The sequence below is a fragment of the Rhodanobacter sp. Root480 genome (assembly GCF_001426645.1).
GTDB lineage: Bacteria > Pseudomonadota > Gammaproteobacteria > Xanthomonadales > Rhodanobacteraceae > Rhodanobacter > Rhodanobacter ginsenosidimutans.
The window spans coordinates 67,183-82,430 of record NZ_LMEX01000001.1 but is presented as its reverse complement, the minus strand read 5'-3'; the positions used below and the strand labels follow the sequence as shown (position 1 = coordinate 82,430).

Sequence of the window (15,248 nt, the reverse complement as noted above, 5' to 3'; positions counted from 1 at the left end):
TGAAACTCTCGGTCAGGTGGCGATGGCGCCGAGCGTCGATGATGCCACAGCAGGCCTGGTGCAACATTGAAAACCAGGCCGGATCGTCCACGATTTGCCCACGCTGTCACGCCGCAGTGCAGCTAGCGCCTGCGCCGAAGTGGGGTACCCTCGCCCGGTTGTGGTGCAGTACGGCCGCGCATGTACCTGTGCCTGCCGCACTGTTGTTTTGAATCGTGTACGGAATCGTCAATGGCAACCCAGAACCCCCCGGTTTCACAAACCCGCTCGTTCAGCACCGTCTTCCTGATCGAGATGTGGGAGCGCTTCGGCTTCTACGGCATGCAGGTGCTGATGGTCACCTACATGGTGAAGCGGCTGGGCTTCGTCGACAGCAAGGCGAACCTGGTGTGGGGCGCGGCGGCGGCGTTGATCTACGCCACACCGGCGATCGGCGGCTGGGTCGGCGACAAGCTGATCGGCACCCGCCGCACCATGTTGCTGGGCGCGGTGGTGCTGGCGTTTGGCTACGCGATGTTGTGGATTCCCTCGAGCCACCCGTATCTGCTGTATTGCTCGCTGGGCGTGATCATCGTGGGCAACGGCTTCTTCAAGCCCAACGCCGGCAATCTGGTGCGCAAGATCTACGAGGGCGACGACACCAAGATCGACAGCGCATTCACCATCTACTACATGGCGGTGAACATCGGCTCGACCATCTCGATGCTGCTGACGCCGTGGATCCGTGACTACGTGGGCGCCAAATACGGCGACGCCTGGGGCTGGCATACCGCGTTCGGCGTGTGCGCGATCGGCCTGCTGCTGGGGCTGATCAATTACTCGCTGATGCATCGCACGCTGGCGCACGTGGGCGCGCCCGCGGATGGCGAGCCGGTGAACTTCAAACGCCTGGGCGGCGTGCTGGCCGCCGGCGCGGTGATGGTGTTCATTGCCGCCTTCATCCTGCAAAGCGAGACGGTGGCGCGCGTGTGCGTGTATGCGGCCGGCGTGGCGATCCTGGGCATCTTCATCCACCTGATCCGCAGTAGCCAGCAGCACGAACGTGCCGGCCTCGTCGCCGCGCTGGTGCTGACCGTGCAGACGATCTTCTTCTTCATCTTCTACCAGCAGATGTCCACCTCGCTGAACCTGTTTGCGCAGAAGAACGTCGACCTGTCTTTCGACGTGTTTGGCCTGCACCTGTTCAACTGGATTCCCGAGCAGTTCCAGTCGCTCAACGCGATCTGGATCGTGCTGCTGAGCCCGGTACTGGTGCTGATCTACAACGCGATGGGCAAGGTGGGCAAGAATCCCGCCGTGGCGGTGAAGTTCGCCTGGGGTTTCGCGGCGGTGGCCGCCGGCTTTTTCATGTATGGCGTGGGCGCGAAGTTCGCCGTCAACGGCCAGATCTCGTCGTGGTTCATGGTGGGTGGCTACGGGCTGTATTCGCTGGGCGAACTGCTGGTCAGCGGCCTGGGCCTGGCGATGATCGCCCGCTATGTGCCGGCGCGCATGGGCGGTTTCATGATGGGCGCGTATTACGTCGCCTCGGGCATCGCACAATATCTGGGCAGCGTGGTGGCGAACTTTGCCAGCATCCCGCAGCATGTGGTCGATCCGATGGCGTCGCTGCCGATCTATACCAAACTGTTCAACCAGCTCGGCGTGGCGGGCGTGATCTGCACCTTGATCGCCTTGGCGATGCTGCCGTTGATGAAGAAATTGTCCGCCAGCCATTCCGAGGCGGCCAACAACAACGATCCGCTGCCTCCGGTTCACAGCGAAACGATTCCGCCCTCCCCCTGACCCATCAGCGAGCGCGCCGACCCATGCATCGACTGACCCAACGCGTCGGACCGTTCGCCCTCACCCGCACGCTGGCGTGGCTGCGCCTGTGCGCCATCGCGGGGCAATGCGTGGCAGTGCTGGTATGCGCGTGGTGGATGCAGTTGTCGATCCCGCTGTTGCCGCTGCTGATCGGCATCGGGCTGCTGGCGGTGTTTGCGGTTTTCGCCGCTTGGCGGTTGCGTCAGCCATGGCCGGTGCGCCAGGCGGAAACCATCGGCCACATCGCCTTCGACACGCTGGTGCTGGGCTACCTGCTTTACTTCACCGGCGGCGCCAGCAACCCGTTCATCACCTTGCTGCTGGTGCCGATCGCGCTGTCCGCCGCCGCGTTGTCCGCGCGGGCGATCGCAATGGTCTCCACGCTCGCCGGTATCGCCTACCTGGTGCTGCTGTACTGGCACGTGCCGCTGCCGACGGCGATGCACGAAAACGCCAGCGGACGGTTTTCGCTGCATGTGGCGGGCATGGGCGTGAACTTCGTGATCAGTGCGCTGCTGCTGGGCTTCTTCATCAACCGGCTGGCGAACGTGCTGCGCCTGCAGCAGCAGGAAGTGCAGCGGGTGCGCGAGCGTGCCTTGCGCGACGAAGGCATCCTGGCCATTGCCACCCAGGCGGCTGGCGCCGCGCACGAGTTGAACACGCCGTTGTCGACCATGCGCACGCTGCTGCCGGAATTGCGCCGCGAACACGCCGCCGACACCCCGCTCACCGACGACCTGGCGCTGCTGGAAGGCCAGGTGGATCGCTGCCGCACGATCCTGCGCGAGATGGTAGCGTTCGGCCAGGCGCAGCTGTCGCAGGAACCCGAGCGGCTGAGCGTGGCGAAATTCATCCACGGCTGCCTGGAGCGCTTCCAGTTGCTGCGGCCCGAGGCGGAGCTCGCCGTGCAACTGAACCCCGCCACCGCCGCCATCGTGCTGCGCACGCCGCCGGGCCTGCGCCACGCCTTGCTGAACCTGCTCAACAACGCCGCCGACGCGTCCGCGGTGCGCGAATCGCACAAGGTGGAGCTGGACGTGCACCACGAAAACCAGTGGTTGCAACTGAGCGTGCGCGACCACGGCCCCGGGTTCGTGGCAGCCGGCCAGCAGATGGCGCTGGGCATCTCGCAGAAACAGACCGGCCTGGGCATCGGCCTGGCGCTGGCCGAAGCCACCGCCGAGCGGCTCAACGGCGAACTCATCGCGCGCAACAGCGGGAATGGCGCCGAGGTGTGCCTGCGCCTGCCGCTGGCGGTGATCGCTGAAACGCCGTGATCCGCTGACCCACGCCATCGCGTCGCGCATCATTCGGCACCGGCAACCCCTTCCCGCGCCACACTTGCGGCAAAATGGCGGTACTGAATGGAGAACATGATGACCGAATCACCGAGCCCGCTGTCCGGCCGTCCGTTGTTGCTGGTCGACGATGACACCACCTTCGTCCGCGTGCTGGCGCGTGCGCTGGGATCGCGTGGCTTCGAGGTCATCACCGCCACCAGCTTCGACGAGGCCCGCGCGCTGGCGCGTCGGCATCATCCACGCTATTGCGTGCTCGACCTGAAGCTGGGCGAGGACAACGGCCTGCGCCTGATCCCCGAACTGCACACGCTGGTGCCGGACATCCGAGTATTGCTGCTGACCGGTTACGCCTCGATCGCCACCGCGGTGGAGGCGATCAAGCGTGGTGCCCACGATTACCTGGCCAAGCCGGTGGACGCCGACGCGGTCGTACGCGCCCTGCTCGACGGCGACAACGAAAGCGACGACAGCGACTTGCCCGATACGCCCGAACAACCGCTGGCACTGCGCCGGCTGGAGTGGGAACACATCCAGCGCGTGCTGACCGAATGCGACGGCAACATCTCCGAAACCGCCCGCCGGCTCGGCATGCACCGCCGCACCTTGCAGCGCAAACTGAGCAAGCACCCCGTGCGCGAACGCCCCGACCGCGACGACTGATTGTGGGAGCGACTTCAGTCGCGATGCTCCTGCTCTGGAGCTCCAAGGCAAGAGCATCGCGGCTGAAGCCGCTCCTACAAAAATCCGCGGCGGGCACCTTTCGTCATGCCCGCGCATCCCATCAACGTCCGCACCCCACTGCGACAACGCGCCATCTTTTGCGCGCGCGCCATCGGACTATCCTGAAACCCTAGACCCCCATCCAGAGTCCCGCTTGAACGCCATCCCGCTCGGTCTGTGCGCAGCCGCACTCGCGATCTCCACCAGCCCGGTGATGGCCAGCGACACCGTCACCGCAGCCACCACGCTGACACCGGTCTCGGTACACGCCAGCGACACCCAGGTGATGAGCGCCGAAAGCGTGCAGGTGCGGGTCGACCGGGCCCAACTGCAGCGGCAGAACGTCAGCGACAGCGCCGACGCACTGAAATACGCGCCGAACATGATCGTGCGCAAACGCTATATCGGCGACCCCAACGCCGTCATCAGCGGTCGCAACACCGGCACCCTGCAAAGCGCGCGCAGCCTGCTCTACGCCGACGGCCTGCTGCTTTCCAACCTGATGACCAACGGCTGGGATGGCGCGCCGCGCTGGGGCATGGTGGCACCGCAGGAGATCGGCGCGGTCGACATCCTGTACGGCCCTTACTCCGCGCTGTACCCCGGCAACTCGCTGGGCACCACGGTACTGATCCACACCATCCTGCCGAACCGCCTGATGGCCAGCGCCAGTTCGCAATTCTTCAGCCAGGATTACCGCGACGCGTACGGCGCCGGCGGTCACTACAACGGCCACCAGCTTTCCGCCACGCTGGGCAACCAGCAAGGCCGCTGGAGCTGGCTGCTATCGGTGAACCGGCTCGACAACCACGGCCAACCCATGCAGTACGCCACCGCCCGCGCCGGTGGCGACGCCGCCGTCGCAGTGCCGGTGACAGGCGCCACGAACGACCGCAACCCCAACGGGTCGCCGCGACTGGTCTATGGCGCCAACACCATCGAGCACACGGTGCAGACGCAGGCCAAGCTGAAGCTGGGCGTGAAACTTGCCGAGCACGTCGATGCCCTGTTCACCCTCGGCTGGTGGCACAACCGCGCCGACGACCGCACGCGCAGCCTGATCCGCAATGCGGCCGGCGAACTTGTCGACGAAGGCGTCATCAGCGCCAACGGGAAGACCTGGACCTTGCCATCCAGCGGTCTGGCACCGTCCTCCGCCAACGACTCCCACGCGCTCTACGGCATCGAACTCAATGGCAAGTTCGACAACGACTGGCGCTGGACGGCCGTCGCCAGCCACTACGATTTCCTGCGTTCGCAAAGCCGCAATGCGCTGACGCCGACCGATGCCGCTGGCACCGTGGCGGACAAGGGCGGCTCGGGCTGGGACACCTTCGACCTGCGCAGCTCCGGACCGGTCGGCGACAGCCACATGCTCTATGCCGGCGTGCATGGCGATCGCTATCTGCTGGATTCACGCGTGCGCAACAGCAGCCAGTGGTGGGCGGGCGCAGCCGACGGCCCGCAGGTCAGCCACTTCGCCGGCCGCACCCAGACGCGCGCGGCCTACCTGCAGGATGTGTGGGCGTTTGCGCCAGCCTGGGCACTCACCGTGGGTGGGCGGCTGGAACAATGGCGCGCCTATGGCGGCGTGCTGGGCAATGCCGACGGCAGCCTGCGTTACGCCAACCGCCAGCGCACCGACTTCTCACCCAAGGCCTCGCTGGCCTGGGATTTCGCCAGCGACTGGCAGTTGCGGCTGGCCTACGGCAAGGCGGTGCGCTACCCCACCGTATCGGAGCTGTTCCAGGGTTCGATCTCGGCCAATGCCATCGTCAACAACAACCCGGCGCTGCGCCCCGAGCGCGACCAATCCGCCGACCTCACCCTCACCCACCAGCTGGACAAGGGCCACTGGCGCGTGTCGCTGTACCAGGATCGCATCGCCGATTCGCTGTATTCGCAAACCGACATCACCGTGACGCCTACCGTCACCAGCGTGCAGAATATCGACCTTGTACGCTCACGCGGCATCGAGGGAGAGCTGGTGCTGACGGACGTCTGGACGTCCGGACTCGACATCTCCGCCAGCCTCGCACTCAACGACGCGAAGACCTTGCGCGACCGCCAGTTCCCGCGGGCCGAGGGCAACGACTTCCCGCGCATCCCCAGGCTGCGCGCCAACCTGTTCGCCGATTACCGCTTCGCACCCGGCTGGGACGCCTCGCTGGGCGTGCGACGCTCCGGCCGCCAGTACGGCACGCTGGACAACAGCGATTTCGTCGACACCTACGGCGCCGTCAGTGCGTTCACCGTCGCCGACGCCAAGCTGCGCTGGGCCTTCGCGCCGCACTGGACCGCTTCACTGGGCGTGGACAATCTCACCGATACTCATTACTGGGTTTACCACCCCTACGCTGGCCGAACCTGGTTCGGCGAGGTGCGTTGGGAGTTGTGAACACCGCTTCTGCTCCTCCCCCTGCAAGGCAGGGGGAGGTTGGGAGGGGGTAACGCTTTTGCCTCAAGATCAAGAGCGTTACCCCTCCCCAACCCTCCCCTGCTTGCAGGGGAGGGAGCAAAGCTCACCGCGAGGAAATCTGATGCGCCATCTGCTAGCCATCCTGCTGTGCCTGCTCTCGCCGTTGGCCCTCGCACACGACATGGGCCAGATGGCGAAAGCGCCGGAGCTGGGCGCCAGCGCCGCCTTCGACAGCCACGGCCGGTTGTGGGTGGTGGATGCAGTCGATGGCCACGTGCGACTGCGCCATTCCGACGATGACGGCCATAGCCTGAGCGCACCGATACTGGTGAACGCCCAGGCCGAACGCATCTACGCCGAAGGCGAGAACCGCCCCAAGCTGGCGTTCGGCCCACATGACGAAATCTACGTGAGCTGGTCGCAGCCGCGCGCCAAGCCATGGACCGGCTTCGTGCGGTTTGCCCGCTCGCTGGATGGCGGCGCGCACTTCTCCACGCCCATCACCGTGCACCACGACCGCGCCGAAATCACCCACCGCTTCGACGCGCTGGCGGTCGACGGCAAGGGCCGTATCGTGATCGCCTGGATCGACAAGCGCGACCTGCTGGCCGCGGAAGCCGCAAAAAAACCGTACCTTGGGGCGGCGGTGTATTACAGCTGGTCCGACGACGGCGGTGTCACCTTCGTTCCCGAGCGCAAGCTGGTCGACCAGAGCTGCGAATGCTGCCGCATCGCCCTGGCAACAACGCCGCAAGGTGACGTCGCCGCCTTCTTCCGCAGCATCTACGGCGACAACATCCGCGACCACGCCTACGCCGTGCTGACCACGCAGGGGCAAGCCGCAACCGCCACACGCGCCACCTTCAGCGACTGGCATATCGCCGGCTGCCCGCATCACGGCCCGGGCCTGGCCATCGGCGCCGACGGCACCCGCCATGCCGTGTGGTACGAGGCGAAGACCCAGCCCACGATCTGGTATGGCCAGCTCGACCCCGGCCGCCCGCCACACCATCGATTGGCCATCGCCACCGCCGGCGCCAGCCATGCCGATGTGGCGGTGCACGGCCACGATGTCTGGGTGGTGTGGAACCAGGTCAGCGCCGCCGGCTACTCACTGATGCTGCGCCATTCCACCGATAACGGCACGCATTTCGGCCCCGCCCGCGACATCGCCCAGAGCACCGTCGCCGTTGGCTCGCCGCAACTGCTGCAGAAGAACGGGCACGTATTCGCGGCATGGAACACCGCCGATGGCTTCCGCCTGATCGCCACGGAGTCGACACCATGAAACGCCTGCTGGCCCTCTTACTGCTGGTGATCCCCACCCTCGCCAGCGCCGCCTCGTTGCAACCGCTGGCGGGCACCGACGTGCCGGCACTGCTGCAACCACCCGCCCACGGCGAGCGCATCATCGCGCTCTGGTCATTGGATTGCGCCTATTGCGAATCCAACCTGGAAGCGCTGGCCACCTTGCAGCGTGCGCATCCGAAGTCGATCGAACTGATCACGGTGACTACCGACGACATCACCGCCCAGCGCCCGGTGATCGAAGCACGCCTGCGCAAGATGAAGATGGCCACCTACCCCGCCCGCGCCTACGCCGAAGCCAGCCCGGAACGCATCAATTTCCTGCTCGATCCGAACTGGGGTGGGGAAACCCCGCGGGTATTGGTGATCCGCGCCGACGGCAGCCGCACCGGCATCAGTGGCGCGCTGACGCCTGCGCAGTTGCAAAAGATTCGGTAAGTCGCACTACGGACGGCTTCAGCCGCAATGCTCTCGATGTTTGTGGGAGCGACTTCAGTCGCGATACTTTTGGGTTTGGTATGGCTTCAGAGCAAAAGCATCGCGGCTGAAGCCGCTCCCACAAAGCCCGCCGAACCATTCCGTCGTATTCTTGGAGGACGACTCTTCCTGCAGGAATACGTGCAATGGACAAGGTTTATCCCAGCGCCACGCAAGCCCTCGACGGCCTGCTGTTCGATGGCATGACGATCGCGGCCGGTGGCTTTGGCTTGTGCGGCATCCCCGAAAACCTGATCGGCGCCTTGCTGGAGGCCGGCACCAGAGACCTGACCATCGTCGGCAACAACGCCGGTGTGGATGATTTCGGCATGGGCCCGTTGCTGAAGACCCATCAGGTGAAGCGCGTGTACGCGTCCTACGTGGGCGAGAACAAGGAATTCGAGCGGCAGACGCTGGCCGGCGAGCTGGAGCTGCACCTCACCCCGCAGGGCACGCTGGCCGAGAAACTGCGCGCCGGCGGCGCCGGCATCCCCGGTTTCTACACGCGCACTGCATTCGGCACCAAGCTGGCGGAGGGCAAGGAGACGAAGGTGTTCGGTGACAAGGAATACGTGCTGGAGGAAGCCATCCATGCCGACCTGTCGATCGTGAAGGCGTGGAAGGGCGACGCCCACGGCAACCTGGTGTTCCGCGAGACCGCGCGCAACTTCAACCCGATGATCGCCACCTGCGGCAAGGCCTGCGTGGCCGAGGTGGAGCATCTGGTGCCGGTGGGTGAGCTGGACCCGAACAACATCCACGTGCCGGGCATCTACGTCGACCGCATTGTGCAGGGCGAGAAATACGAGAAGCGGATCGAGTTCCGCACCATTGCGGGCGTCGTCGCCGGCAAGGAAAACCCCACCCGCGTGGCGATGGCCAGGCGCGCGGCGCAGGAGCTGCGCGACGGCTTCTACGTGAACCTCGGCATCGGCATTCCCACGATGGTGGCCAACCATATCCCGGAAGGCGTCAGCGTCACGCTGCAATCGGAGAACGGCCTACTCGGCATCGGCCCGTTCCCCACCGAAGACCAGCTCGACCCGGACCTGATCAACGCCGGCAAGCAAACCATCACCACCCTGCCTGGCTCCAGTTTCTTCTCCAGTGCCGATTCCTTCGCGATGATCCGCGGCGGCCATATCGACCTGTCGATCCTGGGCGGGCTGGAAGTTTCCGCGCACGGCGATCTGGCCAACTGGATGGTGCCGGGCAAGATGGTGAAGGGCCCCGGCGGCGCGATGGATCTGGTCAGTGGCGTGAAGCGCGTGGTGGTGCTGATGGAGCACTGCGCGAAGGACGGCAGCCCCAAGATCAAGGATCAATGCGACCTGCCACTCACCGGCAAACAGGTGGTGGATCTGATCATCACCGACCTGTGCGTGTTCGAGGTGGCCAAGGGCAACGGGCTGACGCTGATCGAGCTCAACGGCGGCGTCACGCTGGAAGACGTGAAGGCGAAGACGGGCTGCGCGTTTACTGTTTCGCCATCGCTCCAGCGCTGAGGGGACGCGACGTCTGCTGTCGGGCTAGCCCGGCAGCGGATGCGGGAAGCGGATGCGGGCGATGTTCTCGTGACCCGGATGGGTCTGCAGCTCCAGCGGCCAGTCGAAGCGGTCGCTGATGCGCTGGGCGATGGCCAGCTCGAAGCCATGGCGGTCGGCGCCGTGCATCCGCTTGGGGTGGGTGTCATCCACCAGCTGCACCGACTCGTGGTTGCTGACACTGACCACGCCGGGCGTCACGGTGATCATGACGCGACCCTGTTCGGTCTGCTGGCAGGCGTTGCGGATCAACTGCCAGCACAGGACCGAGAACGCTCGTGAGGAGCCTTCCAGCGCGAACCGTGCGGGTTCTTCCAGTTCCAGTTCGATCGGTCGGCCAATCAGCAGTTCGCGGGCCGATTGCAGCTCCTGCTGCAACACGTCGTTGACCACGAAGCGTTCGTTGTCGATGACGGTATCGGACTCGCGCGCCAGGATCAGCAGGGCCTCGACCAGCACTTCCATCTCGCGCGTGGCGCGGCGAATGCGGCTAACCGAGCGCTTGCCGAAATCAGTCATGCCATCCTCGTCGGCAAGCATGTCCACCGACATCTTGATCACGGTGAGCGGGCTGCGCAGTTCGTGGCTGGCGTCGCGGGTGAAGTTGCGCTCGCGCTGGTTGTAGCCGGCGATGCGGGTGGCGAACCCGTGCAGTCCGCGCGCCAACGACGCCACGTCGGCGTCGGTATGAGTGGACAGCTTGTGCAATTGCAGCGCATTCGGGTCCGGCTGCTTCCCGTCCCAGCCGGCCACCAGTCGGGCCAGCGCACGTACCGGCCGCCATTCGCGGCGGGTGGCAAACCAGCCCAGCACGGTGGTGATGACGATGACGGTGACGACGGCGAGCGTTGGCGCCACGTCGTAGATGCCCATGATGCAGATGATCACGACGGCCACGAATTGCAGGCCGAACACCCAGGCGATGCGCCGGCGGAAGGCGCCCACCCGGTAGGTGGGCGTCGTTTTCACCCTTTCGTCCATTGACTTCGCCGTGTCGGTATCAAGCCGTCTGGGCGGACAGCGCCACCTCCGAATCGAGATCCGCGAGGCGGTAGCCGGCCGAATGAATGGTATGTAACAGGGGCCGTGGGAAGGGCTTGTCAATGACGCGACGCAAATTGTACAGGTGCGAACGCAAGGTGTCGGAGTCGGGCAAGGTGTCGCCCCAGATCTCACGCTCGATATCGCGGCGACTGACCACGCGGGGTGATTCGCGCATCAGGATCGCCAGCAGCTTCAGCCCGATCGGGGACACCACCAGTTCCTGGCCATCGCGGGTCAGACGCAGCGTGGCGGTGTCCAGGGTCATGTCGCCCACGGTGAGCACCTCGGTGGATACCTGGCGACGATCACGGCGGATCAGGGCACGCAGGCGCGCTTCCAGCTCGCGCACCTCGAACGGCTTCACCAGGTAGTCGTCGGCGCCCGCTTCCAGGCCAACCAGCTTGTCGTCCAATGTGTCGCGCGCGGTGAGCATCAGCACCGGCGTCGATTTCTGTGCCTCCTTGCGCAGCTTGCGACAGACCTCCAGCCCATCCAGCCCCGGCAGCATCAGATCGAGCACGATCACGTCATAGCTGTTGGACACCGCCAGGTGCAGGCCGCTGACGCCATCGGCCGCGTAATCCACGGAGTAACCACGGCGTTCAAGGAATTCGCCCACCATCTCGGCGATCTGGCGATTGTCTTCGACCAACAGGATCAACCCGGCTTGCTCGTCGTGTACGGTCATATAGTCGTCCTCGCGCGTCAGTGGTTTCACAAATGTGAAGATCTAAACGGTTGCCGGGTGAGGGATGCGTGAAATGGCGGTGGACGGCTCGGGCGCCGTTCAGGAACGAGGGGAATGCGGCGGTTCCAGCAAGGGGCGCAGCCCTTCCCACACGGTTTCCAGCACGGTCGGTTCCGCCGCCGCGACGGGGTGCAGGCCATCGTTTTGCATCAAGGCGGGGTCCATCGCGACGCCTTTCAGCAGGAACGGCACCAACGCCAGTTTCCGTTTCGCTGCCAGATCCGCGTAGACCGCACGCAAGCCGTCACGGTAGCGGGACCCGTAATTCACCGGCAATTCGATGCCCACCAGCAAGACCCGGACATGGCTTTTTTGCGCCATGACGATCGTCGCGTCGAGGTTGTCGCGCAGCGCAGTCAACGGCAAACCGCGCAGCCCATCGTTGGCGCCTAGCTCGATCACCAGCACGTGCGGACGATATTTCTGCAGCAGCGCCGGCAGGCGGTTGCGGCCGCTGAGCGAGGTCTCGCCGCTGATGCTGGCATTGACCGCGTGCCATTCCGGCACCATCTTGCCCAGACGCGCGTCCAGCAAGTGCACCCAACCGGCTTCGACCGGAATGTTGTGCGCGGCGGACAGCGAGTCACCCAGCACCAATACCGTTTTCGGCGTGGCGGCCTGCGCGCTGCCAACACCGATGCAGCAAAGCAGCACCCATACGCTCCATATCCTCCAACCAGGGCTTCGATGCATGAGTGATTCTTCCCATCCGCTTGTCGTGGCCTGCGATGTTAGCAAGTCGGTCGTTGGCCCCGAGGGCGCACTGGACATCCTGCGCGGGGTGAACCTGCAGATCCTTGCCGGCGAAAGCTTCGCCATCGTGGGCGCGTCGGGTTCGGGCAAAACCACCCTGCTCGGCCTGCTGGCCGGGCTGGATACGTCCAGCAGCGGCAGCATCCATCTGGACGGCCATGCGCTGGAATCGCTGGATGAGGAAGCGCGCGCCGATCTGCGCCGACGACTGGTGGGTTTCGTGTTCCAGTCGTTCCACCTGCTGCCGGCGCTCACCGCCGAGGAAAACGTGATGTTGCCGCTGGAACTGGAAGGCGCCGGCGATGCGCGGTCGCGCGCGCGTCAGGCGCTGGACGCGGTGGGGCTGACGTCGCGGCGGCGGCACTATCCGGCGCAGCTTTCCGGTGGCGAGCAACAACGCGTGGCGATCGCCCGCGCCTTCGTGCACGGCCCGCGCGTACTGTTTGCCGACGAGCCCACCGGCAACCTCGACCAGCGCACCGGCCACCACATCTGCGACCTGCTGTTTGCGCTGAACCGCGATCACCACACCACCCTCGTGCTGGTGACCCACGACGCCGAACTGGCAGCGCGCTGTGACCGCCGGATCGAACTCGAAGAAGGTCGCGTCGTGGCCGCAGGCGCCCACTCATGAGAATGCTGTGGCTGGCCTTGCGCAGCTTGCGACGGGAATGGCATTTGCCGGAATTGCGCACGCTGGCCGCGTCGCTGGTGCTGGCGGTGGTGGCGCTGGGCGTGGTGGCCACGCTGGCCGCACGGATCGAGCGCGGCATGCTGGCAGGCGCGGCCGAACTGATCGGTGGCGACATCGGGCTGTCCTCACCGCAGGCGTTGCCCCACAGCTATGCCGACGCGGCGCGCCAGCGCGGCCTGCAGGTCGCACACAGCGCCAGTTTCCCCAGCGTGGCGTTTGCCGGTGAGCAGACCCAACTGCTCGACGTGCTGGCAGCCGGGCCGCGATACCCGCTCCGCGGCACGCTGCAACTCGGCGATGCGGCGGGCCGCAGTCATGTAGGCCAGGCGCCTGCCCCGGGCCAGGTCTATCTCGATCACCGCGCGCTGGTGGCGCTCAACCTGAAAGTGGGGCAGCCACTGCAACTGGGCGGACGCGAGTTGACCATCGCCGCGGAACTCCAGCGTCAACCCGATGGCGGCCAGCTGCTGGCGTTGGCGCCACGGGCGCTGATGAATCTGGCCGATGCGCGCCAGGCCGGCCTGCTCGCTCCCGGCAGCCGCGCCCGCCACCGATTGTTGCTGGCGGGTGAACCAGGCGCGGTGGATGCTTGGCGCCAGCAAGTGCAGGCCTCCGCGCTGCCGCAAGGCGCCCAGCTGATCACGCCGGAGCAGACGCAGGAGCGCATGCGCACCTCGTTCGATCGCGCCGGAGCCTTCCTGCGCCTCACCGCCTTGCTGTCGGCGCTGCTGGCCGGCATCGCCATCGCGCTGTCGGCGCAACGCTATGCGCGGCGCAAGACCGCCGAAGTTGCCCTGCTGCGCGCCCTGGGTACGCCGCGCCTGCAGGTGATGGGTTTGTTGCTGGGCACCCTGGGTGCGCTGGCCATTCCGGCCACCGTGCTGGGGGCGGTGCTGGCTCTTGGTTTGTCGCAATTGGCGTGGCTGTTCGCCAGCACGCTGTTCGGTTCGGCGCCCACCTCATTGCCGCTGGCGCCGTCGTTCGCGGCAGCCGCCATGGGCCTGGCGGTGCTGGCAGGTTTTGCTCTGCCACCGCTGGCGCGTCTGGCCGAGGTGCCGCCGGTGGCCGTGTTTCGCCAGAGCGCCACGCGGAAAACGCGACGCTTCGATGCGCTGTACCTGATACCCGTGGTGGTAGCGCTGGGCCTGATCTGGGCGCAGAGCCAGTCGCTGACGCTGGCCGGCATCCTCGCCGCCAGCCTGCTCGGCGTGGCCGTGGTTGCCGCGCTGCTGGCGGCGTTGATGCTGTGGCTGGCGCGGCGCGTGGCGCCGGGCGCGCATCCGGGCCTGCGGCTGGGGCTGGCGGCATTGGCGCGGCGACGCACGCTGAGCCTGATCCAGGCCACCGCGCTCAGCCTCGGCATGTGCGCGCTACTGTTGCTGGCGATCGTGGCGCCGTCTTTGTTGCAGGGCTGGCGCCAGGAGCTGCCTGCCGACACACCGAACTGGTTCGCCATGAACCTGCAAGACGATCAGCGCGAGGGTTTTGCCCAGGCGCTGGAGAAGATCGGCGGCGAGAAGCTCAACATGATGCCGCTGGCCGTGGGCAAGCTCACCGCGATCAATGGCCGGCCGATCGATCAGGTGCACTTCGAGGACGAACGCGCCGACGACCGCGCGGATCGCCAGCTGCGGCTGTCATGGGCCGATGCCCTGCCGCCCAGCAACCAGGTGATCGCCGGACAGTGGCCGGGGCCGCATCCGGCGCAGGCCGAGGTGTCGGTCGATACGACGTGGCGCGACATGTTTGCGCTGAAGCTGGGCGATACGCTGCGCTTCGACATCGGCGAGGGCAGCATCGACGCGACGATAACCAGCATCCGCAAGGTCGACTGGAGTTCGTTCCGGGTCAACTTCTTCCTGATGCTGGATCCGGCCCACGCCGGCGATCTGCCGCATACCTGGCTGGCCAGCTTCTACCTGCCACCCGGCCACGCCGACGGACTGGCGAAACTGTCGCGCGATTACGGCAACCTCAGCCTGATCGACGTGGATTCGTTGCTCGACCGGGTGCGCGAGATCGTCGATCGCGTGGGCAATGCGGTGCGCTGGATTCTCGGTTTCAGCCTGCTGGCCGGCGCCCTGGTCCTGGCCGCCGCACTCGCCGCCAGCGCGGCGGAGCGCCAGCACGAAGCCGCGCTGTTGCGCACGCTGGGTGCCCGCCGCGCGCAGTTGCGGGTGGCGGCGGCCTGCGAATTCGCGCTGCTCGGGCTGATCGCCGGCCTCACCGCCGCGCTGGGCGCCGCCGGTGCGGGCTGGTGGCTGGGCCGCGCGGTGTTTCATATCGAGCACTTCACGCCGCCGCTGGCACCGCTGGCGCTGGCCGCCATCGTCGCGGCCGTAGTCGTGATGGCGCTGGGGCTGGTTGGCACGCGCAAGGTCAGTCGCACGCCACCGATGCGCTTGTTGCGGGAGGGGTGAGGTTTCCTCCCGCC

At 66.2% G+C, this 15,248-nt stretch carries 12 protein-coding genes; 9 read left to right on the top strand and 3 right to left on the bottom strand.

What is annotated here, in order from left to right; all coding sequences use genetic code 11:
* The first annotated feature begins 231 nt into the window (after positions 1-231).
* The 7 genes from ASD22_RS00425 to ASD22_RS17120 all read left to right on the top strand — a co-directional run bounded on the left by ASD22_RS00425 (position 232) and on the right by ASD22_RS17120 (position 9,536).
* Positions 232-1,785: an oligopeptide:H+ symporter gene (locus tag ASD22_RS00425; protein ID WP_056077455.1), complete on the top strand. Its 1,554-nt coding sequence runs from the start codon at positions 232-234 to the stop codon at positions 1,783-1,785.
* A 23-nt stretch (positions 1,786-1,808) separates the two neighbouring features.
* Positions 1,809-3,083, top strand: coding sequence for an ATP-binding protein (locus ASD22_RS00420; protein WP_056077450.1), 1,275 nt, complete (start codon positions 1,809-1,811; stop codon positions 3,081-3,083).
* Between the two features lie 99 nt (positions 3,084-3,182).
* Positions 3,183-3,767, top strand: coding sequence for a response regulator transcription factor (locus tag ASD22_RS00415; protein ID WP_056080690.1), 585 nt, complete (start codon positions 3,183-3,185; stop codon positions 3,765-3,767).
* 214 nt (positions 3,768-3,981) lie between these two features.
* Complete coding sequence (locus ASD22_RS00410) at positions 3,982-6,225, top strand: TonB-dependent receptor (protein ID WP_056077447.1); 2,244 nt, start codon at positions 3,982-3,984, stop codon at positions 6,223-6,225.
* 142 nt (positions 6,226-6,367) lie between these two features.
* Positions 6,368-7,534 (top strand): sialidase family protein, encoded by a 1,167-nt coding sequence (locus ASD22_RS00405; protein WP_056077444.1) that lies wholly within the window; start codon positions 6,368-6,370, stop codon positions 7,532-7,534.
* Positions 7,531-7,992, top strand: a complete 462-nt coding sequence (locus ASD22_RS00400) for a hypothetical protein (RefSeq protein ID WP_056077441.1) — start codon at positions 7,531-7,533, stop codon at positions 7,990-7,992. The genes ASD22_RS00405 and ASD22_RS00400 overlap by 4 nt, the downstream gene beginning before the upstream one ends.
* 185 nt (positions 7,993-8,177) lie before the next feature.
* Entirely contained in the window at positions 8,178-9,536 is a 1,359-nt protein-coding gene (locus tag ASD22_RS17120; RefSeq protein WP_056077439.1) for a 3-oxoacid CoA-transferase, read from the top strand.
* A 24-nt stretch (positions 9,537-9,560) separates the two neighbouring features.
* Here ASD22_RS17120 and ASD22_RS00390 read toward each other — a convergent pair whose 3' ends face one another.
* From ASD22_RS00390 to ASD22_RS00380, 3 genes are all read right to left on the bottom strand, one after another.
* A complete protein-coding gene (locus tag ASD22_RS00390) occupies positions 9,561-10,556 on the bottom strand; it encodes a HAMP domain-containing sensor histidine kinase (protein ID WP_056077436.1) in 996 nt (331 codons plus the stop codon).
* Between the two features lie 19 nt (positions 10,557-10,575).
* Positions 10,576-11,307 carry a response regulator transcription factor gene (locus tag ASD22_RS00385; protein ID WP_007079979.1) on the bottom strand — a complete coding sequence of 244 codons (732 nt, stop codon included), beginning with the start codon at positions 11,305-11,307 and terminating at the stop codon, positions 10,576-10,578.
* A gap of 99 nt (positions 11,308-11,406) precedes the next feature.
* Positions 11,407-12,060, bottom strand: a complete 654-nt coding sequence (locus ASD22_RS00380) for an arylesterase (RefSeq protein WP_056077433.1) — start codon at positions 12,058-12,060, stop codon at positions 11,407-11,409.
* Here ASD22_RS00380 and ASD22_RS00375 point away from each other — a divergent pair.
* Both ASD22_RS00375 and ASD22_RS00370 read left to right on the top strand, forming a co-directional pair.
* Positions 12,059-12,754: an ATP-binding cassette domain-containing protein gene (locus tag ASD22_RS00375; protein WP_056077430.1), complete on the top strand. Its 696-nt coding sequence runs from the start codon at positions 12,059-12,061 to the stop codon at positions 12,752-12,754. The two genes, ASD22_RS00380 and ASD22_RS00375, sit on opposite strands and share 2 nt — an antisense overlap.
* On the top strand, positions 12,751-15,234 hold the full coding sequence (locus ASD22_RS00370) for an FtsX-like permease family protein (RefSeq protein ID WP_056077428.1): 2,484 nt from the start codon (positions 12,751-12,753) through the stop codon (positions 15,232-15,234). Before ASD22_RS00375 ends, ASD22_RS00370 begins: the two co-directional genes overlap by 4 nt.
* Positions 15,235-15,248: the final 14 nt, after the last annotated feature.

Coding starts and splice junctions, on each gene's coding strand:
- ASD22_RS00415 (WP_056080690.1), top strand. CDS start 3,183: ATGACCGAATCACCGAGCCCGCTGTCCGGCCGTCCGTTGTTGCTGGTC.
- ASD22_RS17120 (WP_056077439.1), top strand. CDS start 8,178: ATGGACAAGGTTTATCCCAGCGCCACGCAAGCCCTCGACGGCCTGCTG.
- ASD22_RS00390 (WP_056077436.1), bottom strand. CDS start 10,556: ATGGACGAAAGGGTGAAAACGACGCCCACCTACCGGGTGGGCGCCTTC.
- ASD22_RS00370 (WP_056077428.1), top strand. CDS start 12,751: ATGAGAATGCTGTGGCTGGCCTTGCGCAGCTTGCGACGGGAATGGCAT.
- ASD22_RS00420 (WP_056077450.1), top strand. CDS start 1,809: ATGCATCGACTGACCCAACGCGTCGGACCGTTCGCCCTCACCCGCACG.
- ASD22_RS00385 (WP_007079979.1), bottom strand. CDS start 11,307: ATGACCGTACACGACGAGCAAGCCGGGTTGATCCTGTTGGTCGAAGAC.
- ASD22_RS00380 (WP_056077433.1), bottom strand. CDS start 12,060: ATGCATCGAAGCCCTGGTTGGAGGATATGGAGCGTATGGGTGCTGCTT.
- ASD22_RS00400 (WP_056077441.1), top strand. CDS start 7,531: ATGAAACGCCTGCTGGCCCTCTTACTGCTGGTGATCCCCACCCTCGCC.
- ASD22_RS00375 (WP_056077430.1), top strand. CDS start 12,059: ATGAGTGATTCTTCCCATCCGCTTGTCGTGGCCTGCGATGTTAGCAAG.
- ASD22_RS00425 (WP_056077455.1), top strand. CDS start 232: ATGGCAACCCAGAACCCCCCGGTTTCACAAACCCGCTCGTTCAGCACC.
- ASD22_RS00405 (WP_056077444.1), top strand. CDS start 6,368: ATGCGCCATCTGCTAGCCATCCTGCTGTGCCTGCTCTCGCCGTTGGCC.